Here is a 22,298-nt window from a genome sequence, read left to right as displayed (position 1 = left end):
CTTTAAAAAGAGATATTATTAAATATATCTATTATTACAATAACGACAGAATCAAATTAAAACTAAACGGCTTTAGTCCAGTACAATACCGAACTAAAGCCGCTTAAATTAGTAATCATTTTTTGTCCAAACTTTTGGGTGCACTACATAGTGGAGGATTTTCCGGTCCCCTTGGTACAAAACCCGAACCTTTTCATGTGCGATTGGAGAAAATTAGTTGAAATAGCGTAATTTATTATTTAGAAAGTACCTTGTACATTGAAGAGGCCAATATACATATTTACATTTTTCATATAATTAATATACCTTCACATTTAACCAGTAAACATGCAAGAACAAAAAGGGAAATATGAGGGCTTACCGAATGATGAGCTGGGAATAAAGATTCGCTCAAACGACAATCCTTATCTTTCAGATGATATTCAAAAAAAATTGCTGCAACCCCGCAGATTATCTTCTTATTTTATTGTATTAATTGAAAGTGGTTCAATTACATACAATATAGACTTACAAGACTTTACGCTTACTGACGGGCACTTGCTTTTTGCAATGCCCAATCAAATTTTTACGCCCCCCGCCAAAACAGACAATCTTAAATATTTCAAGCTGCTGTTTGATGAAAATACATTGGCATTGTTGCCACAACAATTTCCCTTTCTGGTCAACCCATTAAACGCACAAACCATAGTTTTTGACAGTGCTGCAAAAGAAAGAGTAATAAAGGTTTTTGGAATTTTAAATCAGATACTTCACTTAGATAAATATGAGACCGACACTGAAATAATATTGGCTTATTTGAACTCATTGCTATCAGAATTAAACAGCGCTTATTTCAAAAACAAAGAATCCCTGAATATCTTAAACACTAACCTTTCAAAGTTTATCGAGTTCAAATTAGTCGTGGAAACGTACCTTACAGAGCAACCTTCTATCAACACAATTGCAGAAAAATTAGCTTTATCTACAAACAGTTTATATCGGATTGTAAAAGAACATTCCGGAACATCGCCAAAAGATTATTTTATTAACCGTTTGATGGCGGAAGCTCAGAGAAAATTGCGTTATTCTAATACTTCTATCAAAGAATTGGCCTATGAGTTGGGCTTTAATGACCCCGATTATTTTTCAAAGCTCTTCAAAAAAAGCACAGGAAAAAGTGCAAGTGAATTTTTGCCCAAGCAAGATTTGTCGGGGAAATAGAATGAATTGTCCATCTCCGCTATTTTTTAGCCCTCTACTTTTGCTTCATAAAATTCATACAAGAAATGAAATTTGCATTAGTAACAGGAGCTAACAAAAGCATTGGCTTTGAAGTTGCACAGCAACTTGCTCAAAAAGGAATTTATGTTTACCTCGGCAGTCGTAATTTAGAAAATGGTGTTGAAGCCATTGATAGATTAAAAGCGAAGGGATTAAACAATGTAGAAGTTATTCAKCTTGACATTACAGATGATGAATCAGTAATTAAAGCCCGTAAAGAAATAGGTAAAAAAACAAAAGTGCTGGACATACTTATTAATAATGCTGGTATTTATGGTGGCTACCCACAAACAGCACTTGACTCAACTATTGACCAGTTTAAAGCCACTTATGATGCAAATGTTTACGGCGTGGTACGGGTTACACAGGCATTTATTGATTTATTGAAAAAATCATCAGAACCTCGTATTGTAAATGTAAGTTCAAGTCAAGGTTCTATTACGCTGCACAGCGACCCAACATATAAATACTACGATTACAAAGGCGTTGTATATCTTTCTTCAAAAGCAGCCTTGAATATGTACACTGTTGTTTTGGCATACGAATTAAAAAATACCAACTTCAAAATAAATGCCGTTTGCCCGGGATATACAAAAACAGATTTCAATGGACATCGTGGACCCGGAACTGTTAACGATGCCGGAGAACGGATTGTAAAATATGCCCTAGTTGACAATGATGGCCCAACAGGAAAATTTTTTAGTGAGGAAAATAATCCTGAAACAGGAGAAATACCCTGGTAACGAAGATGAAGCATAAAAAACCACAGGGTATTTGCAATATGGCGGCTTGACACTAAAGACACAGTATATCAAAGGATACGAAGGACACACCATCGATTTTTAGGGGCTTCAACCATTTAAACACACTGCAAAACGTGATACATTTCTTTTACAGGAATTGTATCACGTTTTTTCATGCCTGTCTTACTCCAGCTAAGGAGTAACTATAAAACCAGATCACCCGGATAACCGGCATCGTTGGTTGACTGTTAAAAGGTGAACCTCTTTATGATAATGGTTGCCGCAATCATTTATGCTAATGAAACTGACATCGTTCCGTTATTGACCGGTAAGATAATAATTCTTACCAGTCAATTTCATAAATTAAACAAGGAAATCCTGTTGCGCAGCAATATCTCTAGGAATTTCCACATTTATTTATTTAAATTGCTACGGTAAATTGCCACGTTTTGAATATTATAGCTGCTTTGAAACAAGGAAACCTTTTGGTGTTTAACGAAGTCTATTATTCCTGGCACAAAAAGGTCTACCATTTTGTTCTTCAAAAAACCAGGTCATCCTTCATTGCAGAAGAGGTGACGCAGCTCACATTCATCAAATGCTGGAACTACCGGGAAAATCTCGCTGATGACCTCAATATACAGTTACAGCTGTTCCGCATTGCCCGCACTACCCTGATCGACTTTCTCCGCAAGGAAACCGTTTACAAAGAAAAAGTAATCCATGTAATAGACCAGTATATCCTACCGGTAGATGACCTCTGGGGAAAGCTGGCGGAAAAAGAACTACAGGTGAAGCTGGCAAATGCCTTGAAAGAAATGCCTCCGATGCGCCGTAAAGTATTTGAAATGAGTCGCTTTAAAGGCATGAGCTACCAGCAGATTGCACACGAACTTTCCTTATCATCCAGAACTGTGGAAACACATATTTTCCAGGCCCTCAAACAGATAAAACATTATCTCGGGCTCATAGTCTCCTTCCTGGCCTGGCTTAGCCGGTTTTAATTTTTTTTTGAGTCAGACTACGTAGTTCGCCCGTTACAAACGTATTACTTATCTATCAGCCGTATATAATATGATAAATGATGAATTACTAAAACGGTTCTTCAGCAATCAATGCACACCGGAAGAAGCTCGCAGGATAGCCCATTACCTGCAGGACCATCCTGATATGCTGGAGAAATACCTGCCGGAAGAAGAATTCCTGCAATTACAGGAAGACGGCTACTTCCCGGAAACCGTTTCCCGGCAGTGGCTGAAAAATATTCATCGGCAAACGGTATTTGCCGGCAACCGGACAAAATGGACCAAACGGTTAGCTATCGCCGCTGTTACAACAGGTGTGCTGATAGGAGGAACGTTGTTATTGGTGGATCGCGATCATAAAAAAGCAACCGGCGTTGCCAGCACAACAGTGGTAACAATTCCACCCGGTCAAGAGGAGCGGAAAGAAAACACGGGCAACAAGCCTATGGCCCTTGTATTACCGGATGGATCTGTGGTACAACTGCAACCGGCAGCCAGCATAGTATATAATAAACAGTTCAGGGAAAACAGGAACATATACATCACGGGAGAAGCGGATTTTACTGTAGCCGCCGATAAATTACATCCCTTCGTTGTTTATAGCAGCGAATTATTTACCACCGCCCTGGGCACCTTTTTTCATGTGAAAGCCATTCCCGGGGATGATATGATCACCGTACGACTGAACACCGGTAAAGTACTGGTACAGGGCGCCACCGATAAAAAGAAGGTCATCAGTGCTGTAGTGCTCACACCGGGCAAAGAGCTCCGTTATTATCGCAAAACAGGGAAAGCCATCGTAGCCAACTTCAATACTACGGGCACGGATATATTAGTAAAAGCAGGAAACAACGGCGACAGTCATGCAACGCCCGACTGGTATAAGTTTAACAATCAACCAATGGCACAGGTACTCGATCAGTTGAGTAACTATTACGGCGTAGCCATCTATTATTATCCGTCAGACGTGATGGAGATTTATTTCGATGGCAAGTTTGAGAACACGGACTCACTGGCGAAAATCCTGACCGATTTAACACTTCCCAATAATCTGAAGCTGATTCGAAACGATAGCGGATTTATTATTAAGAAGAAATAATTCAATCATTACAGTTCTATTCCCTAAAAGGCGCAAAGGCGCCCGGGGCTTGCTATGCCCCGGATTTAAAAACCACGTTCCAGTTATGAAGATGTTCTATCGACCAAAATGGCGCCTGCTCCTGCTGCTATGCATGATGATCTCAGGCATGTCCATGTCCGCACAGGCACAGGGCCGCATGCAGGTAACCGGCACCGTACGTACCGACCAGGGGGAACTCCTCCCCAATGCTTCCGTAGTGGCGCTGAATGAAAAAACAAAATATTCGGCTGGTGTAATCACCGACAGCAACGGCGTATTCCGTTTCTCCGGGTTACCACCTGAGGGTAAATATTTACTCAGCGTTTCTTACATGGGTTTTGAAACACAACAGCTCAACAACGTTCTTCTTAAACCTGGCGCCACATTAACATTCTCTGTACGCCTCGTCAGAACGGTGGCAGCGCTGGGCGACATCGTGGTAATCGGTTATGGCACTGCGCGGAAAAAAGATGTAGTAGGCGCATTCAACGTGGTAACCGTCAAAGAAGCCGGTGCAGTAAACGCGACCAACCCTTCTCAATTACTCATTGGTAAAGCCGCCGGCGTACAAGTACTGCAAAGCAGCGGCGCCGCCGGTGCAGATGCCCAGATTATTATCCGCGGTACCGGCAGTTTCACCGACATCAATCCATTATACGTGATCGATGGTATCCAGGGTACTAAAAATCTTTTTAATACAATCAATCCCCAGGATATAGAAAGCATCACTATTCTGAAAGATGCTTCTTCCACCGCTATCTATGGCTCCGCAGCAGCCAACGGCGTGGTGATCATTACCACCAAAAAAGGGAAGCCCGGACCTCCGCGTGTCAGCTTTACCTCTCAATGGGGCATCGCCAAAGCATGGAAGAAACTGGATCTACTGAATGCCGCACAGTACGTAGATGCGCTGAAAGATCTGGCCGCTACCAAGAACGCGGTGCTACCCGCCAAATTCAACACCCCGGCGGTGTTACAGGATAGTACGGACTGGCAGGATGCTGTTTTCCGCAACGCCCTTGTATCCGAAAATGATCTGAACATCAGCGGCGGTGGTGAAAAAGTAAGCTATTCGGTGTCTGCCACCTACATTAATCAGCAGGCCATCTTAACCAATGCTACCAACAAAAGATTCCAGGCACGCATGGGGCTCGAAGAAACACTGGGACGCTTCCGGTTTACACAAAACCTGATATTCAGACAGAATGTGGGCAACGGTAACTACGCCAATATTATCAATGCTATCCAGTACGCACCGTATAAACCCGTACTGGACCCGTCTATACAGGGCGGATATTCTATCCTGTCCAACATCGATGATTACAGCAACGCCAGCAATCCACTGCAGGATATTGCGATGAGAAGTCAAACAACCAAGTCGCTGGCTTTTTTCCCGCAGTTGTCCGGTGAAGTGAGGATCATCGATGGACTAAAATTCCGTTCGCAATTTGCCGCAGAAGTAAACTCCACCCGAAGCAACAGCTACCAGCAACAGTACCAGTCGTCCAACTTCCTGAACCAGGCCCGCCAGTCTACGCTTGCCTTTACAGAGAACTCATATTACATGTTGGAGAATTACCTGTCATATGAAAAACTACTGGGCAAACACCAGCTCTTTTTAATAGCCGGACAAAGCTATATTGATCCCGGCATAACCAATGGTTCTACCATAAGAGGTACCGGTCAACCCAATGATAATATTACCAACGTTGGCGTAGCTTCCTCCCAGTCCGTTACCAACTCCTATTCCAACTACGCCCGTCCTTCTGTAATCTCTTATTACGGCCGGCTCAACTATACTTTTGATGACAAATATATACTGACGACCAGCTACCGCAGAGATGGCGCATCCAACTTCGGTGTTAATAACCGCTATGGCAACTTCGCCGCCGGAGGCTTGTCGTGGCGCTTTTCAGAGGAAGCATTTATAAAGAATATAGTTCCTGTTTTATCGGATGGTAAACTCAGCGTAAGCTGGGGACAAACCGGCAACAATAGCATACCCAACTTCCTGAATACAGCGAAAACTTACCAGGGTACGCCCGGAGGCGCGCTGGTATATTCCTTTGGCAGCACAGAATCATTTGTATCCGGCACTACACTGACGACTTTAAGCAACCCTAATCTAAAATGGGAGCAAACCAATCAAACAGATGTCGGCATCCACCTTGCATTTTTAAATAACCGCCTCACCGTTGAAGCCGACTGGTACAACCGGAAAAGTACGGGGCTGTTAGTTACTACCCTGTTGCCAGCCAGTATTGGTGTGAGTCCTACCGGTACCCAGCCCAGGAAAACAGTGAATGCTGCGGATGCACAAAACAAAGGATTTGAACTCACCATCGGTTATAAGAATAAGATCAATAATAACTTCAGCTACAACGTAAGCGTAAACGGATCTGTTAACAGCAACAAAGTATTGTCGTTAGGCGATCAGTTTTCCGCGCCCATCCAGGCAGGCGCCTTCACTCCTGTTCCTGCCACTACCTATACCGCCGCCGGCAACGCCATCGGTTCCTTTTATGGTTACCGCCAGGATCATGTGGCCAGAGATGCCGCCGAAGTGGCAGCCCTGGACCAGGAAGCCGCAAAGAAAACAGGCAAGCCCAATGCTAAATACCAGGATGGATTATTACCCGGAGATTTTATTTATAAAGACATTGACGGCGATGGTATTGTCACCGCTAAGGACCAGGAAATATTAGGCAATGCTATTCCAAAATATATTTACGGTATCAACGCCGGCATAACCTATAAAAATTTTGACCTGAACCTGGTGTTGTCCGGCATTAGCGGATTGAAATTACTCAATGGCTTAAAATTAAATACCAGCATTATGGCCACCGGTCATAATGCATCGACCGACATCCTCAACAGATGGCGCCAACCGGGTGATGTAGCGGCTTTGCCGAGAATAGGCCAGAATGCTACCGGCAACGGAAACCTCCGCCCCTCCGATTGGTGGCTGGAAGATGGCAGCTACCTGCGTTTAAGGAACATTACCGTTGGCTACAACGCTCCCGCGTCAATGCTAAATACTGTGACCAAAGGCACCATTAAATCACTCCGCATTTATGTGGCAGCACAAAACTTATTCACCTTCACCAACTACACCGGCTACGATCCGGAAATAGCGGGTGACTACCTGTTTGCACGTGGTATTGATCAGGGACAGGTACCGCAGCCCAAAACTTTCCTGGCAGGTATTCAACTAGGGTTTTAATTCTTAAAATGTATTTTATGAAGAAGTATATATATCAATCGCTCCTCATAGCCACGCTGGTCGCCATTGCACCCGGATGTAAAAAATCACGCCTCGACCTGGTAGACCAGAGCGCCTATGCGTACGATACTTATTTCACTAACATCAGCGCGCTTAACCAGGCCACTGTAGCCAGTTACGCTACATTGCTGCATCCGGGATTATGGGCGCGGGAATATTATTTTATTTTTGACCTCCTTGGGCACGATGCCAAACGGGCCAGCTTTTTATTGGGTCCAGAACAGGAACTGGGCGATTACAGCTTTGGTACCAGCAACGCCGATCTTAGTTTCCTATGGAGTTCCCTGTACCGCATGATTTTCAGAGCCAACCTGGTACTGGACCGCGCCGCCGCCTGGAATCCTACCGCTACCGCCGATCGCGCAAAACTGAATCAATACCTCGCAGAAGTAAAATTCCTCCGGGCATATGCCTACTTTCACCTGGTAACATTATGGGGAGATGTACCACTGTATATCGACTATCAAACCACACTTAATAAAAACTATTTATCCCGCAGCCCTGCTGCTGACGTGTGGAAACAAATAGAAAAAGACCTGACGGAAGCCCAGGCCACGGCGGAACTACCCACTGTATACCCAACCGCGGAATTGGGCAGAGCCACCAAAGGCACCGTAACAGCCCTACTTGGCAAAGTTTATTTGTACCAGAAAAAATGGGTGCCTGCACAAACAGAATTGGAAAAACTGATGGGAGCACCTTATACGTACAAACTCGATTCTTCCTTTGATAATGTTTTCAGTACCACCAATCAGAACACACCGGAAAGCATTTTCCAGATCATGAATCAACAGTGGACCGACTGGGGCATTGGTTCGCCCTACTATATGTTTGGTAACGGTGCAGAACAGGTAGGTAAACAAACGCATAGTGGGCGTGCTATGGAGTATGGATGGAACGACTGGAAGAATGTATACATCAGCAACGCCGCCGTGAAAGCATTTACATATCCCAATCCTGCAAATGGCCTGCAATATACAGATCCCCGCGCTAAATTTACTTTTTACGGCACTCCCGCTTCCGGTGGTGAAACCGTTTACTGTCAGCAATGCGCTGCCGGTGCAAAGCCGTATCCTTTTGATCCCGCCGATCCCCAGGGCGATTATCGCTGGAAGAAGTATGAGTATTATCATCTCATGGAAAAATATGGTGACCCTAAAAGCCCGATTAACGGGCAGGTAATCCGCCTGGCAGATGTAATGCTGATGCTGGCCGAAGCACAGATCCAGCAAGGCAATACGGGCAATGCTCCATTGGCGCTGATAGACAGTGTACGTTCCCGCTCTCACGCATTTTTATACACCACATTAGGCGACAAAACAAATGCAATGAAAATACTGATGCGCGAACGGCAACTGGAATTATGCGGCGAACAATCCCGGTATTTCGACCTGTTGCGCTGGGGTATTATCAAACAAACTATCAATGCAGAAAAGGCAGCAGAACCTGGCACGGGCACCCAACCTTTCCAGGATAAACACCTGTTGTTCCCTATTCCCGATGTAGAAAAAAACTATAATCCTAATGTAGCCAAAGACATCAACAACGGCTGGAACTAATCATAAAACAGCTTGGCTTAACCACCGGCAGGAAGTACCTCGTAGCCCATTACCATATAATTCCACTATGAATATGAAAAAGATTTGCTACACGCTATTACTATCCATTTTTTTTCTGACCACCTCGCAGGAACTACGTGCGCAAACGTATACCTGGAACCAGGTCCGGATTGGCGGGTCCGGTGCATTGCCCTCTTTTGTGGCGCATCCTAGGGTACCTGACCTTTATTTCATCACCACTGATGTTGGCACTCCTTACCGATGGAATAAGAACCTGCAGAAATGGGAGCATTTAATGCTATTTAAAAAAATACCGGTCAACTACTGGAACTGGGAAGTTAACCAGCGTTGCGGCAGCATCGGCATAGATCCCAGTGACAGTACCGGCAATATTCTTTATGCTACCGTGGAAAACGGCGCCGGTTCAGCACCTGGCAAAGGTTCAAGCTCGGCAGGTACTATCATGAAGAGTACCGACAGGGGCGATTCCTGGACAGACCTGCAGGTTCCCATTGTGGTGCACCCAAACAGCACGCAGGCTTACGGGGATCGTATACAGGTGGATCCCTCCAATAGTAATACTGTGTGGGTGGTTACCGACCAGAATGGCGCCCTGAAAACGGACAATGCCGGCGCCAGTTGGACCCAGGTAAGCGCCATCACTACGCCGGGCTCCTGTGCCTTTATTCTTTTCGACCAGAGTTCCGGTACCATTGCTGTGAACGGCCAGAATGTTACCAGGCGTATTTACATTGGCAGGTCTACAGGCGTATGGGTATCAGAAGATGGTGGTGCTTCTTTTGCACTAATGAGCAACAGTCCACAGTATCCTATCCGGGCCGTGATTCACGCAGATGGAACCCTGTACGTATCTGCCGGAACCGACAATCAAAAAAAAGGTGTCTACAAGTATAAGAATGGCACCTGGCAGGACGTCTCTCCAGTAACTTTAGATCCAGATCCGGTTAATAGTGACAGATACTTCTCTAAAGTGGCGGTAAACCCCGCCAATTCAAATGATATTGTTGTAAGCACTCGTGGCAGCTGGCAAAAAGATCCCTATTACATTTCAAGGCAGGGCGGCGCCCCCGGCTCCTATACACAGGGAAAGATCACCCGCGATAATTCGGAAGCGCCACACTCATCGAATGACGGATTATATTATAATTCACCAGGGCATAATGCTGCTGCATTTACCTGGGACCCTTTTTACCCAAACCGGATATGGATCAACGATATGCTGGACGTGCTTTCCACAGATAATATCTTTGACCCCATTTGCAACTGGAAGATCCGCGTAGTAGGCCTGGAAGAAATTGTGGTAACAGGCCCTATGGCAGCTCCTCCGAGTGGCAAGAACCTGTTGCTCACTGCTACCGCAGATGTGGGAGGCGCCCATCACCGTTCCCTTACAGAACCATTGAACCAGGGCGCTGTTTCCGCCACCGCACTGCACTACAGCATCTTCTCTGCGTTTAATATGCAGGGAGTAGCTTTCCAGTATACCGATCCTAATTTTGTGGTGCGGGTAGGTTGCGACGGCCCGGCGGCTAATAAGATCGAGGCATCGCGCGCGGGTTACTCCACTGATGGTGGTGATACATATACCCTTTTTCCAAAATCACCCGGTTTGCGTGGGCGTGTAGCCGTATCCGCTGATCGCAGGAATATCCTCTGGCTCACCCAGATAGATGTTAATGATGCTCCCGGTAACGTTTACTGGTCGGAAGATCTGGGCGCCACCTGGACCAAATCCACCGGTGCCTCTTCCGGGATCTTACCCTCGGGCCCGCAGTTCAACCTGTACCCCGGGCAAAACCATCTCGTAGCGGACAAGGTGAACGGCGATTATTTCTATATCTGGGACCGTGGTTCCTTTTATGTAAGCACTAATGGCGGGAAATCATTCCAGAAAACAACTGCCACTGGTCTTACTGCAAACGCCGGCAGCAATCCCAATGGCTCTTCTTATGCCACTACCTCCAACATTGAAGCAACGCCCGGGAAAACAGGGGATGTATGGATCGCATTTTACGATGACGCCTATCCTCAATATGCCTCCCTTTATCATACTTCAGACACCGGTAAAACATTCAGTAAGGTAGGTGGCGAAAATTTCAAGCCTAAATGGATAGCTGCCGCCATGTCCGACACCACCGCCAACGCGCACTTGGCTTTATACGCTACCGCCCAGATCCTTCCCATCAATGGCATTACCTACGGCGCCTTCCGCTCAGATGATACCGGCCGTACCTGGACCACCATCTTAGACAGGGTACCAGGTGTGGTGCAGAATATTACGGCAGACAATAAAGGAAGAATGTTTCTTGCGATCAGCGGAAATGGCATTTTTTTCGGCTCCCCGGTAGCCGGCCCTGTTCAGTCGGTGGAAATAGTTAATCCCGCATCAGACACTATTGTAAGTGGATTCTCCGTGAAACTGAACGTAAAGCTCACACCCACGTATCCCACCAATCCCGCTGTTGCCTGGAGCTCCTCGGATACTACAATCGCTAAAGTAGATCAGATCGGGAAGGTAAGCGGCATTAATACAGGTACCGCTACTATTACCGTTACATCAGTCGATGGAGGAAAAACGGATACAAGACAGATCGTCGTCGTTCCGCCCACTATATCCACCGGTATCGTGATAGACAGTGTCGTGTATGGCACCATGAATACGCCCAGGCAGATTGCCGCTGCGCTTGCGCCTTCAAATACCACCAATAAAACACTGAACTGGTCTGTGACGGATAGCACCATTGCAAAAGTGGATGCCAATGGTGTAGTGACCGGCTTAAAAATGGGCACTACCTCTCTCACCATCTCCCCGGCAGACGGAGGGCCCGCTAAAACCGTGCAGCTGATCGTAAACACCATTGTAACAGCCATCAATGCCGGTACAACAGCAACAACGGGAAGCCCGGCAACGCCCCTTCAGAATACGGCGGTCGGCCAATATATACCCGAAGGGCCTGCAGGAACCGATAAACTATGGCATGCAGGATATACCTGGAGCGTTCGTAACACAGCAACAATGGACCTGAGCCAGGTAACATCACCTGCTCCCAGCCAGGTATATGAGTATATGCGCATCTCCAAAAATACATCGGCCCAGCTACGCTATTATTTCCGCAACCTGATTCCCAATGCCAACTATTCGCTGCGCCTGCATTTTGTTGAACCCAGCAATACCGACAAAGCTAACCGGGTGTTTAACGTGAAGACCAGTGGCGACAGCCTCATCAACTTCAACATTTACCAGGCTGCCGGTAATAAGTTGAATACCGTGATTACACGCACCCTTCAGGCAAAAGCCGACAACAGTGGTGTAATAACCGTGATGTTCATTCCTAAAACGGGTACCAACGATCCTTACAGCGCTTCCATATCCGCCCTTGAAGCATCTATCATCCCGCTCCAGGGGATCAGCATTAATTCAGACAGCAGTAATCTTTATGTAAGTTATAAAGACACCCTGAAACTGACCACTACACCGGCAAATGCCACTAACCGGAACCTGGTGTATAAATCATCCAACGATGCTATAGCTACTGTAGACCTGAACGGTGTGGTAACAGGAAAAGGCGCCGGCACGGTTACTATCACCGCTACATCTGCGGAAAGTAGTTTTACGGCTGCCAAAACCTATACAGTTATCTACATACCTGTTGCATCCTTAACACTGGACAGCACTTCAGCCAATGTATTTGTAGGATCAACTTTGCAGCTGAATACCACTATCACCCCGGCAAAAGCCAGTAATAAAGGGATAGTATGGACATCCTCAGATACAACCATCGCCAAAGTAAACAACAATGGCACTATCAGTGGTATTAAACAGGGCGATGTAATAGTAACAGCCACTTCTGCAGACAACCCTGCAATTGCCGCACAGTCCAATATCCACGTAGCCAATGTACTGGCCACTGGTCTTACGTTGCAGCCACCCGCTGTTGTTATCGGGGAGAGGGATACACTGCGGATAAAAGTTACTTTCCTGCCATCTAATACCTCCATTAAAAAAGTAACCTGGAGCAGTTCTAATACAACCTTTGCTACGGTTGACAGTACGGGCCTTATCACTGCCATTAAACAGGGCGCCGTTACCATTACCGTCAATACAATGGATAGCTCAGGCATTTCAGCTACTTTGCCGGTAACCATAGTGCCGTTTGATTCCTGCGGAGGAATACCCAATTATGGTTTTGAAAGCGGCCTTATTAACTGGATTGCTTATAAAGAATCTGTTCCTACAGTGGGCGCTGTATATGCCGTTAGCGGGAAAGGCCATTCCGGCGATAAAGCCGTTACCCTCGGTTCCACTACAGCAAACACCTCTTTGAACATAAAAGACTCCATACCAGTTAGAGGCGGCAGCGTCATTGTATTCAGCCAATGGGTCAAAGTAGAAAAAGACGCTATGGGTTATCCGTGGTGGTCAGGATATGGCGTTGGGTTTGTTGATAACCAGGGCGCAGCTACCGGTACTGCTTACCAAAAACAAATAGACAATGTGACCACATACCGGGATAACTGGGCTCAGATAAGAGATACTATCAATGTACCCGACAGTGCCACGGGGCTTACTTATTGGGTGGCTAAGGTTGGATTCGGCACGGCATGGGTGGATGATTATTGTATAGAAGTTTTAAAGACAAATAAATCCGCTGTTTACGGCATAAATGCCGGTACCACGAGCACGCCTTCTGGTCCATATGCCAATACCACCTTTGCCCAATATGTTCCCGAAGGTCCTACCGGCACGGATAAACTATGGCATGCAGGGTATACCTGGATACAAAGAGTATCTTCACCCGTAGACGTGTCTTATGTAACCGATCCGGCACCCCCGCAGGTATACGAGTATATACGCGTATTCAAAGATAACATCACCCAGATGCGTTATTATCTGCGCGGGCTCACTCCCAATACCGTTTATGCTATCCGCCTGCACTTCGTTGAGGCACAGGATGCAGAAAAAAATAAAAGGATATTCAGCGTAAAGGCTACTAATGGTCTCGACAGTCTTACGGATTTCAACATATACCAGGCCGCAGGCAACAGGTTGAACACCGCTGTTACACGCACCATTCGGGCAACGGCAAACAGCGCAGGTATGATACTGGTATTCTTCTATCCTAAAAAAGGATTGTATGATCCTTACAGTGGTTCAATAGCTGCTATCGAGGTACGGACATTAACGCCTGCAGACTCCCTGCAAAGTTTGAACGAAAATCAAAACGGGATCGCAGTAACCGGCAACAAATTAAACACCAGCAGTAAGCTGGATTTTACAACAACAGTATATCCTAATCCATCTAACAACGTGTTTAATGTAAGAATGGCTTCTTCCTCAAAAGTACCGGCACTTCTTATCATTGTTAATAGCGCAGGCAACGTTATTTATTCTACAAAAATAAATGCCGGCGCCAATTACCAGGTTGGTCAACATCTGCTACCAGGTGTTTACTATATCAATATCAGTCAGGGCACTCAAAGCAAGACGATGAAAGTTGTGAAATACTAAAAAAAGAAAAGCTGTCTCATAAATAAATGAGGCAGCTTTTCTTTTTTCGACTTCGGGGGAGCGCAGATTGACTATAATTTTCATATTGGTAATAAACTACTCTTTATATGGTTCTAATTTTTCCAGTTAAAGATGAAAATGACATCATGTACGAATTCCTTTCTAAAGAGAATACGCTCACAAAATTTAACGCCCTGGACGATTGAGGTCATTACCTCAACGGAGTTATGATTTAAAACAGGATGGGAAAATGATTTATGATCGCTTTATTATTGTTCTAAACAAATCCATTTTTCTCAGGTTTAAGCTGTCACCACAATAGGGATACTTACACGCGCATCGATAAATACGGCAACACTTTTACCATTTATGATGACGTAGTATGGCGATTGAGTCATCCGGATGGCTCACTATTTGGACAGACAGCGCTTTTCCAGAGTATTCAGCAGGAAAGACCTGCATGGTATACAGGAGTAAAAGCCAAAGGATTTCGCGCGAAGAAGCAAAGAACATCAACTCTTCAATTCTTTGTGTGAAAAATCCCGCTTTTACGGGATACCATAGCAGCAAATTATCCAGTACCTTAAAGTACAAATGTTTCTCTGTCACCACAAATTGAAAAAATCATGAAAAAGAAAATGCCTTCACAAAAACTCGTTTTGAGCAAAAAAATTATTGCACGACTGAGTACAGCACCCGCCAATAATATGGCTGGTCGCCTGATTTCTGATCCGTTGACAGAAAATCCCTGCGACCCTATACACAGCATGCTGATTTGCAGCCGGGGCTGCTAAGGACAGCAGCCCGAAAGTATTGGGCCTGTTGCGCGCAGAGCAGTAAAAACAAATGATCAAATTAGTAAAAACCTTTAGGATGGGTACGCGTACTATAGATCGGGTAAAGAACGATTTATGGAAGCAGCCCTGGAGTGAAAACCAACAAGTAGAATATATGAGATAAAGCCGATGGGGATGTAGAAGCAAAACTTATCACCTTATGTTGTAGCGAACCGCCTAAAGGTTACGCTAAATGGTCGCCTCGCTTACTTGCTGATAAAATGGTTGAATTAAAGTATGCTGAAAGTATCTCTTATGAAACGGTGTGGTGGGTATTAAAAAAATGAACTTAAACCCTGCAAAGTAAAGGTTCCTTTCCGGTTATTTGTATGGATGAATCCCCCAAGCACTTGATAAGAGTCACCCGCCCATCAACCAAAATGCGATGCGGGAAAGAGGCGCGAGTGGATTATGAATATTTGCGCTGTGGTGTTTGGTTACCAACTGTCGGTTAATCGCTTGTGCTTCTTCGGAACTTCCTTTTGCGGATTGAGTGGCCGCATTCCATAGTAAAGTGGTACATACTGATACGTGGAAAGTTCTGCACGTTTGCCGCCCAGGCTGAGGCGCAGATAAATGGCGGGCTTGTTGTTTTTAGAGCGGCTTTTATTAAGCCAGAAAAGAACAGAAAAGCTGGTCATCTCCTGATGGTGATCCCGCTGGTACAAAACTCGAACCTTTTGATACATGATCTTAAGTTGTTGGCTACTTTTAGCCCTTAGTGGGCTTTATACATCAATTACCTGTTCATAATCTTTTTTGTTACGAACTCATTGAAAAAGAAATCCCTATAAATACTTCCGATAGGGATTTCGTTTGTGCCTATATACACCGTGTTGTTATCCACAGAACCGATATGCTTAACATTGATGACATAGGACTTGCTTACTCTCACAAACATATCTTTGGGTAATTGATCGTAGATGGTTTTGATATTCATCGCCGTGATTACTTTCTGATTTTCGGTGTGCATCACCACATAATCTTTTAAACCTTGAATAAAAAGTATGTTATTGAAATAGATTTTAAAAATTCTTCGGTCTGCTTTCACAAAGAAAAAATCATCTGCTACCTGTTCGATGTTGTTATTAGCGTAATCTGCCTTGAATAATTTGGAGTAGGTGCGGGCTTTTTCAACGGCCTTTTGAAAACGCTCTAATTTTACGGGTTTTATCAGGTAGTCAATCGCATCTACTTCGTAGCTGTCAGTAGCAAATTCAGAATAGGCAGTTGTAAAAATCACAAATGTTTCTTTCGGAATGGTTCGGGCAAATTCGATTCCGTTAATTCCCGGCATTTGTATGTCAAGAAAGATTAATTCAACTGTATTGCTTCCTATAAAATTTGTGACGGTTTCGGGGCTGTTGAACGAACCGATTAAATCTAAATTATCAGTTTGGTTAATCAACATCTCTATGGCTTCTCTTGCCAATGGTTCATCATCTATAATAATACAGTTCATAATCTTATACGCTTTACTATATAATGAAATAATCGTCTTCGATATCTGAATTTTCTTTTTTTACAACGCTGGAATAAGTTCTTGTCATATCACCCCCTTTGGGAAACCGAACTCATTTTGAACTAATAGTAACATCCTCTTTATATGCGCTGATTAATTACTATGCAAGTCATAGCTTTATGGTTAAGGTTACGCAATACCTTTCTGCGTCATCTTCGATATTTAAACTATGTGTTGCCGGGAACAAAAGTTCCAGTCTTCGTTTGACATTTGTTAACCCCAATCCGCCTGTATTATTAACGGATTTAAGCATGGGTTTAGAGTTGATGCATTTAAAAAAAAGCTCATCGTTCCTAACATCGAAATACAGGTTTACATAAGACGATTTTGTTGCATCATTGTTGTGCTTCACAGCATTTTCCACAAACGAAATGAACAACAAAGGAGGAATTTGAACGCCGCTCAAATCTCCCTCTTTTGAAATCAGGAAATCAAAACTATCCCGCCTTACTTTTTCCAAATTTAAAAAATCTTCCAGGAAACGAATATCCGAAGTTAACAACACCTTATCTCTTGCACTGTCATAAAGTTGGTAGCGAAGTAAATCGCTCAACTTCATTAAAACCTGCGAAGCCTTTTCGGGGTCCTTCTTCGTTAGAACATTGGCATTGTTTAACATATTAAACAAAAAATGCGGGTTGATCTGGTTTTTCAATTGTTCCAATTCTGCATAAGTTTTCGACCGTTCCAGCTCGTAGATCAATTGCTTGTCCATCATTCCCTTCTGAAACAGTTTTATGGAAGATGACGCTGCTAACAGCAGCACGGTAAGGAAGGAAAAAAGGGGGATATTCAGTCCATTTTCTTTATTAAAAGGATTGAAAAAATAACCACAAATCCCCACTACAACAAGGATGCCGATCACAGATAAACAGTATTCAATATTTTTATTCCTGAACAAAAGCTTTGGTACCAGCACGTGCATATTTACATAGAATAATATAATAAAATATGCAAATACAGCTATCGGGTTGGCAATTACCGAAGTACTGTTGTACAACACAGCGCCCATACAAACAATGAGCAGCAGATGCCGGAATATCCTGCGGTCAGGTGAAATCAGGAAACGAAAAAGCACATTTTCGCTAATAAGCTGCTGATGGGTAGAATCATTCATTTATAAAATTGTATAGAACAAATTTAAAATTCAAAGCTATGATCTGATCTGCTTTTATACAAAAGTGTATGTTTTTTATACGAAAGCATTATAAAAACGCATAAAACAAGAAATATGTTTTGTAGTGTCCCGGCATACTTTGCTATAAAAGATACCGCGTTTGGTATAATTAAAAAAAGGTGGTTATCCAAAGGAATAGTTTTGTTCCAAGTTACAATTGTCAAATCGATTTTTAAAAGATGAGATACAAGATTATTTATACACTGCTGTTCATGACCATTTCATTCTGCGTCTACTCACAGGAGAAAGTTACCATGAGTGGAACAATTACCATGAAAGCAAACACCGAAACAATAATCGGTGCAAGCATTTTCATTCCTGAAGCAAAAGTTTCAACAGTTACCAATGCGTATGGCTTTTATTCTATCACCCTGCCCAAAGGAGAATATACAATCGTTATCAGCTGTATAGGATTTGAGAATATTGAAKAACATATCTTTCTGACAGAAAACAGCAAGAAAAATTTTTCGATGCTGGAAAAAAGCAAAACTTTAGATGAAGTAGTGGTAAAATACAATAATTCAACAAGCAACATCCGAAAACCGGAAATGAGTGTGAATAAACTCTCTATCGCCACCATCAAAAAGATGCCGGCTGTTATGGGTGAGGTTGATATTTTGAAAGCTATTCTGCAACTTCCGGGAGTTTCCACTTCACAGGAAGGAGCAACGGGCTTTAACGTTAGGGGAGGTTCGGTTGACGGCAATTTGATATTGTTAGACGAAGCTGTTGTTTACAATACTTCACACCTGTTTGGCTTTTTCTCCGTTTTTAATGCTGATGTGATTAAAGATCTGAAATTGTATAAAGGTGGAATACCCGCTAATTTCGGTGGGCGCACATCCTCTGTTCTGGATATTTATCAAAAAGAAGGGAACAACAAAGAATATCATATAACGGGTGGAATTGGAGCGGTTTCCAGCAGATTACTGGCAGAAGGCCCTATTGTAAAAGATAAAGGTTCGTTCGTAGTTGCTGGCCGTACTTCTTATGCTCATTTGTTTATGAAACTTGCTGACAACGATAATTCTGTTTCTTTTTACGACCTGAATGCCAAACTGAATTATAAGATCAATGACAACAACAGGATCTTCCTTTCCGGATATTTCGGTAAGGATAAAATGGATTTCAGCAATTTTTTCAGCAACAATTATTCGAACTCATTCATTAATCTTCGCTGGAATCATACCTTTTCCGAGAAATTTTTCTCCAATGCATCGGTCATTTACAGTAAGTATGATTATGGCCTGAAGATAAAATATGTTGGCATTGACTGGGTATCGGACATCCGTAATTATAATCTGAAGTACAATTTTAGCCATTATCTGTCTGATAAGCTGGTTTTGAATTATGGCGTCAATTCCATCTACTACCAATTCAATCCCGGCACAATAAAACCTATGGATGCTAAATCGCCCATCAATGCCGACCAGATTGAAAAAAAATATGCCTGGGAAAATGCATTGTATATCAGTGCTGATCACAAACTATCGGACAAAATATCTTTGAATTATGGACTGCGATATAGCAATTTCCAACGGTTGGGGGAACAGAATGTAAATAAGTATGCCAATGATCAGGCAGCGATCTTCAATCCCGAGTTACAAATATATGAGGAAGGAACGCCCACAGGTGTAACACACTACAATAAAAACAAAAAGATTATTGATTTTGGAAATTTAGAACCTCGTTTGGCTGTTTCTTATGCCCTAAATGACAACCAATCCATTAAGGCGAGTTATAACCGGATGAGCCAGTATATCCATTTGATTTCCAACACAGCTTCCGTTTCTCCACTCGATATCTGGGCACCGAGCGACCAATATTTGAAACCCGAAATTCTTGACCAGGTTGCATTGGGCTATTTCAGAAATTTCCGCAATGGAAAATATTCTTTGGAAACGGAAGTTTTTTACAAGAAAACTAAAAACAGAGCAGATTACATTGACGGTGCTGAATTGATTGCCCACAAAGCCATAGAACAGGTACTGCTAAACGGGGAGGCAAGGGCTTACGGACTTGAGCTGATGCTGAGGAAAAATACCGGAAAACTCACAGGCTGGCTTTCTTACACACTTTCTAAAGCAGAGCAGCGCACACCGGGAAGAAACGCAAAAGAACCTGGCATTAACAACGGCGAATGGTATCGTGCCAATTACGATAAAACGCATAACCTTTCACTTACAGCCGCTTATCAACTGACTAAAAAATGGAATTTTGGCGGCATTTTCACCTACCAAACAGGGAAAGCTGCAACCTATCCCATCGGTAAATATCAGTATCAGGGAATTACGATTGCTAACTACGGAGAGCGAAATATTAATTCGCTTCCGGCTTATCATCATTTGGATCTATCGGCCACCTACACACCAAAACCTGACAGCAAAAAAAGGTGGAAAGGTGAATGGGTATTCAGCATTTACAATGTTTACAATAGAAGCAACGCCGCATCTATGATGTTCGAGCAAAACAGAGAAACAGGGTTGAGCGAAGCAAAGAGGATATCCATCTTCAGTATCATTCCGGGTGTGACTTACAATTTCAAATTTTAATGCTAACAATAGAAAAATGAAAAATATACTTAAATGCCTGGTTGCTTCATCCTGCTTTTTTGCGTCTTGCACAAAAGTAGTGGAAGTGGATCTGGAAACAGCTGAACCGAAACTGGTAATTGACGCATCAATTGATTGGGTAAAGGGAACGACAGGCAATGAGCAGAAAATCACACTATCCACCACAACGGGATATTACAGTACGGCATTCCCAACAGTTTCAGGAGCGGATATAGCTATAACTAATTCAGCAAATACTGTTTTTAGTTTTATGGAAAATCCCGGCACGGGAGAATATATCTGCTCCAATTTCCATCCGGTTATCGGGGAAACTTATACATTAAAAGTAGTTTTAAATGGGGAAATCTATACTGCAACCGAAACTTGTATAGGTGTGCCGGATATTGAAAATAATATTGAACAAAATAATGCCGGCGGATTTGGAGGTGATGAAATGGAAATCAAATACTACTACCAGGATAATGGCAATGAGGAAAACCACTATCTGCATCGTATCCTATCACCTGTATCAAAGTTTCCGGAATATAATGCCAAAGATGACAAGAATAGTCAGGGCAAACTAATGCAGGCATATTTTTCTGACAAGGATCTGAAGGCCGGAGATATGATAAACATCAGGATGTATGGAATTTCCAGGAGATATTATGATTATTTCAGAAAATTGTTAGCAGCATCCGGAGCTGGTAACGGCCCGTTTCAAACAGCACCAGGTTCGGTGAGAGGAAATGTTATCAATCAAACCCATTTCGAAAACTTCGCTTATGGATATTTCAGATTGTCGGAAGTGGACGTAAAGGATTATACGATACAGTAATTAATTGGGGTTACAGATATTACATATATTTAGGTCAGAACATCGATGAATTACCATGCAAAAAAATGGGACAAGTCTATTTTTTAGACTTGTCCCAAGTTGTGATCCCCTTGGGACTCGAACCCAAGACCCATACATTAAAAGTGTATTGCTCTACCAACTGAGCTAGGGAATCATTCCCCCTAAAGGGAGCGCGAAAGTAAACATTTTTTTAAAATTTCAACACTTCTTGCAAAAAAATTAAAAAATATTTCCGTTGGCGAATGAAACGATTACTTCAGTACCAGGCCTATTCAGGCTCTTTCCTGCTTTAATCTATTATACTGTGAAGGCCACAGGACAAGGCCAAACGGTAGCCATGGCATGATCTGTTATGCGGTCTTTGTTTCCTTTACCATTTTCTTTATCAGGGATATTTGCCCGAGATGATAGTGCGTATGTTCAATCACGCCAAGTAAATTCCTGTAATAATTTCCGTACTTAGGGTTGTCGAAGTCCTGGTCAAGCTTTGCTTCGGCTAAATTTTCAATTTGTAATGCCAGTTCTTCTGCTTCTGTCAAAGCTTTACTGATCAGCTCCTGCCACTCTTCTTCCGTTGTAATGGGAGGCAGGTCGAAACTAAATTTATCGTGGGCATTTAAGGGTTGCCCTTGTAACACCTTCAAAATAGCGCTCACATAGTAGTTGATATGGAAAACTAAAACAGCAATGGTGTTAAGATCATATATCTTTGTGGTGGCTTGTTTCCAGTTTACATCGGCTAAAGTATCCTTCAGATTTACACTTGTCCAGTTACCTCCAAAATGAACGTCCCTGAAATGTTTGGATAGTTGTTTCGTGGTGATCATGATATAAA

Annotated in this window: 15 protein-coding genes, 1 tRNA gene and 1 pseudogene; 12 read left to right on the top strand and 5 right to left on the bottom strand. The window is 43.3% G+C overall.

Annotated features, from left to right (window positions below; all coding sequences use genetic code 11):
• The 10 genes and pseudogenes from AC1DCV_RS33665 to AC1DCV_RS33620 all read left to right on the top strand — a co-directional run.
• Window positions 1-107: IS3 family transposase (locus tag AC1DCV_RS33665; protein ID WP_477027290.1), on the top strand; the 107-nt coding region annotated here is incomplete at its 5' end.
• 220 nt (window positions 108-327) lie between these two features.
• A complete protein-coding gene (locus tag AC1DCV_RS33660; protein WP_477027289.1) occupies window positions 328-1,200 on the top strand; it encodes a helix-turn-helix domain-containing protein in 873 nt (290 codons plus the stop codon).
• A 65-nt stretch (window positions 1,201-1,265) separates the two neighbouring features.
• A complete protein-coding gene (locus AC1DCV_RS33655; RefSeq protein ID WP_477027288.1) occupies window positions 1,266-2,003 on the top strand; it encodes an SDR family oxidoreductase in 738 nt (245 codons plus the stop codon).
• Between the two features lie 449 nt (window positions 2,004-2,452).
• Complete coding sequence (locus AC1DCV_RS33650; protein ID WP_477027287.1) at window positions 2,453-3,007, top strand: sigma-70 family RNA polymerase sigma factor; 555 nt, start codon at window positions 2,453-2,455, stop codon at window positions 3,005-3,007.
• Window positions 3,008-3,077: 70 nt separating this feature from the next.
• Window positions 3,078-4,127, top strand: a complete 1,050-nt coding sequence (locus AC1DCV_RS33645; protein WP_477027286.1) for a FecR family protein — start codon at window positions 3,078-3,080, stop codon at window positions 4,125-4,127.
• An 85-nt stretch (window positions 4,128-4,212) separates the two neighbouring features.
• Window positions 4,213-7,371, top strand: coding sequence for a SusC/RagA family TonB-linked outer membrane protein (locus AC1DCV_RS33640; protein WP_477027285.1), 3,159 nt, complete (start codon window positions 4,213-4,215; stop codon window positions 7,369-7,371).
• A 17-nt stretch (window positions 7,372-7,388) separates the two neighbouring features.
• On the top strand, window positions 7,389-8,990 hold the full coding sequence (locus AC1DCV_RS33635) for a RagB/SusD family nutrient uptake outer membrane protein (RefSeq protein WP_477027284.1): 1,602 nt from the start codon (window positions 7,389-7,391) through the stop codon (window positions 8,988-8,990).
• A 73-nt stretch (window positions 8,991-9,063) separates the two neighbouring features.
• On the top strand, window positions 9,064-14,520 hold the full coding sequence (locus AC1DCV_RS33630) for an Ig-like domain-containing protein (RefSeq protein WP_477027283.1): 5,457 nt from the start codon (window positions 9,064-9,066) through the stop codon (window positions 14,518-14,520).
• Between the two features lie 626 nt (window positions 14,521-15,146).
• Window positions 15,147-15,314, top strand: a complete 168-nt coding sequence (locus tag AC1DCV_RS33625; protein WP_477027282.1) for a hypothetical protein — start codon at window positions 15,147-15,149, stop codon at window positions 15,312-15,314.
• A 164-nt stretch (window positions 15,315-15,478) separates the two neighbouring features.
• Window positions 15,479-15,622, top strand: a pseudogene (locus tag AC1DCV_RS33620) (helix-turn-helix domain-containing protein); the annotation flags it as partial.
• Window positions 15,623-15,793: 171 nt separating this feature from the next.
• On the opposite strand, the gene AC1DCV_RS33615 reads toward AC1DCV_RS33620, so the two are convergent.
• The 3 genes from AC1DCV_RS33615 to AC1DCV_RS33605 form a co-directional block, all read right to left on the bottom strand.
• On the bottom strand, window positions 15,794-16,024 hold the full coding sequence (locus AC1DCV_RS33615; RefSeq protein ID WP_477027281.1) for a hypothetical protein: 231 nt from the start codon (window positions 16,022-16,024) through the stop codon (window positions 15,794-15,796).
• 71 nt (window positions 16,025-16,095) lie between these two features.
• On the bottom strand, window positions 16,096-16,818 hold the full coding sequence (locus tag AC1DCV_RS33610) for a LytR/AlgR family response regulator transcription factor (RefSeq protein ID WP_477027280.1): 723 nt from the start codon (window positions 16,816-16,818) through the stop codon (window positions 16,096-16,098).
• Between the two features lie 169 nt (window positions 16,819-16,987).
• A complete protein-coding gene (locus AC1DCV_RS33605) occupies window positions 16,988-17,803 on the bottom strand; it encodes a sensor histidine kinase (RefSeq protein ID WP_477027279.1) in 816 nt (271 codons plus the stop codon).
• Window positions 17,804-18,234: 431 nt separating this feature from the next.
• On the opposite strand from AC1DCV_RS33605, the gene AC1DCV_RS33600 reads away from it, so the two are divergent.
• The gene (locus AC1DCV_RS33600) at window positions 18,235-20,607 is read left to right on the top strand and encodes a TonB-dependent receptor (RefSeq protein ID WP_477027278.1); all 2,373 of its coding nucleotides are present in this window, start codon (window positions 18,235-18,237) and stop codon (window positions 20,605-20,607) included.
• Window positions 20,608-20,623: 16 nt separating this feature from the next.
• Window positions 20,624-21,442 carry a DUF4249 domain-containing protein gene (locus tag AC1DCV_RS33595; protein WP_477027277.1) on the top strand — a complete coding sequence of 273 codons (819 nt, stop codon included), beginning with the start codon at window positions 20,624-20,626 and terminating at the stop codon, window positions 21,440-21,442.
• Between the two features lie 102 nt (window positions 21,443-21,544).
• Here AC1DCV_RS33595 and AC1DCV_RS33590 read toward each other — a convergent pair.
• Window positions 21,545-21,617: transfer RNA gene (locus tag AC1DCV_RS33590), tRNA-Lys, on the bottom strand.
• A gap of 196 nt (window positions 21,618-21,813) precedes the next feature.
• Window positions 21,814-22,290 carry a DinB family protein gene (locus tag AC1DCV_RS33585; RefSeq protein ID WP_477027276.1) on the bottom strand — a complete coding sequence of 159 codons (477 nt, stop codon included), beginning with the start codon at window positions 22,288-22,290 and terminating at the stop codon, window positions 21,814-21,816.
• Window positions 22,291-22,298: the final 8 nt, after the last annotated feature.

It is taken from the genome of Chitinophaga sp. 10T418, assembly GCF_056394125.1.
Note: the sequence above shows the minus strand (reverse complement) of the source record. Positions and strands in the feature narration are given on the sequence as shown.

Bases quoted from the DNA above. Each gene is read 5' to 3' on its own strand.
- AC1DCV_RS33660 (WP_477027289.1), top strand. From the start codon at position 328: ATGCAAGAACAAAAAGGGAAATATGAGGGCTTACCGAATGATGAGCTG.
- AC1DCV_RS33645 (WP_477027286.1), top strand. From the start codon at position 3,078: ATGATAAATGATGAATTACTAAAACGGTTCTTCAGCAATCAATGCACA.
- AC1DCV_RS33640 (WP_477027285.1), top strand. From the start codon at position 4,213: ATGAAGATGTTCTATCGACCAAAATGGCGCCTGCTCCTGCTGCTATGC.
- AC1DCV_RS33635 (WP_477027284.1), top strand. From the start codon at position 7,389: ATGAAGAAGTATATATATCAATCGCTCCTCATAGCCACGCTGGTCGCC.
- AC1DCV_RS33630 (WP_477027283.1), top strand. From the start codon at position 9,064: ATGAAAAAGATTTGCTACACGCTATTACTATCCATTTTTTTTCTGACC.
- AC1DCV_RS33625 (WP_477027282.1), top strand. From the start codon at position 15,147: ATGAAAAAGAAAATGCCTTCACAAAAACTCGTTTTGAGCAAAAAAATT.
- AC1DCV_RS33610 (WP_477027280.1), bottom strand. From the start codon at position 16,818: ATGAACTGTATTATTATAGATGATGAACCATTGGCAAGAGAAGCCATA.
- AC1DCV_RS33605 (WP_477027279.1), bottom strand. From the start codon at position 17,803: ATGCACGTGCTGGTACCAAAGCTTTTGTTCAGGAATAAAAATATTGAA.
- AC1DCV_RS33595 (WP_477027277.1), top strand. From the start codon at position 20,624: ATGAAAAATATACTTAAATGCCTGGTTGCTTCATCCTGCTTTTTTGCG.
- AC1DCV_RS33585 (WP_477027276.1), bottom strand. From the start codon at position 22,290: ATGATCACCACGAAACAACTATCCAAACATTTCAGGGACGTTCATTTT.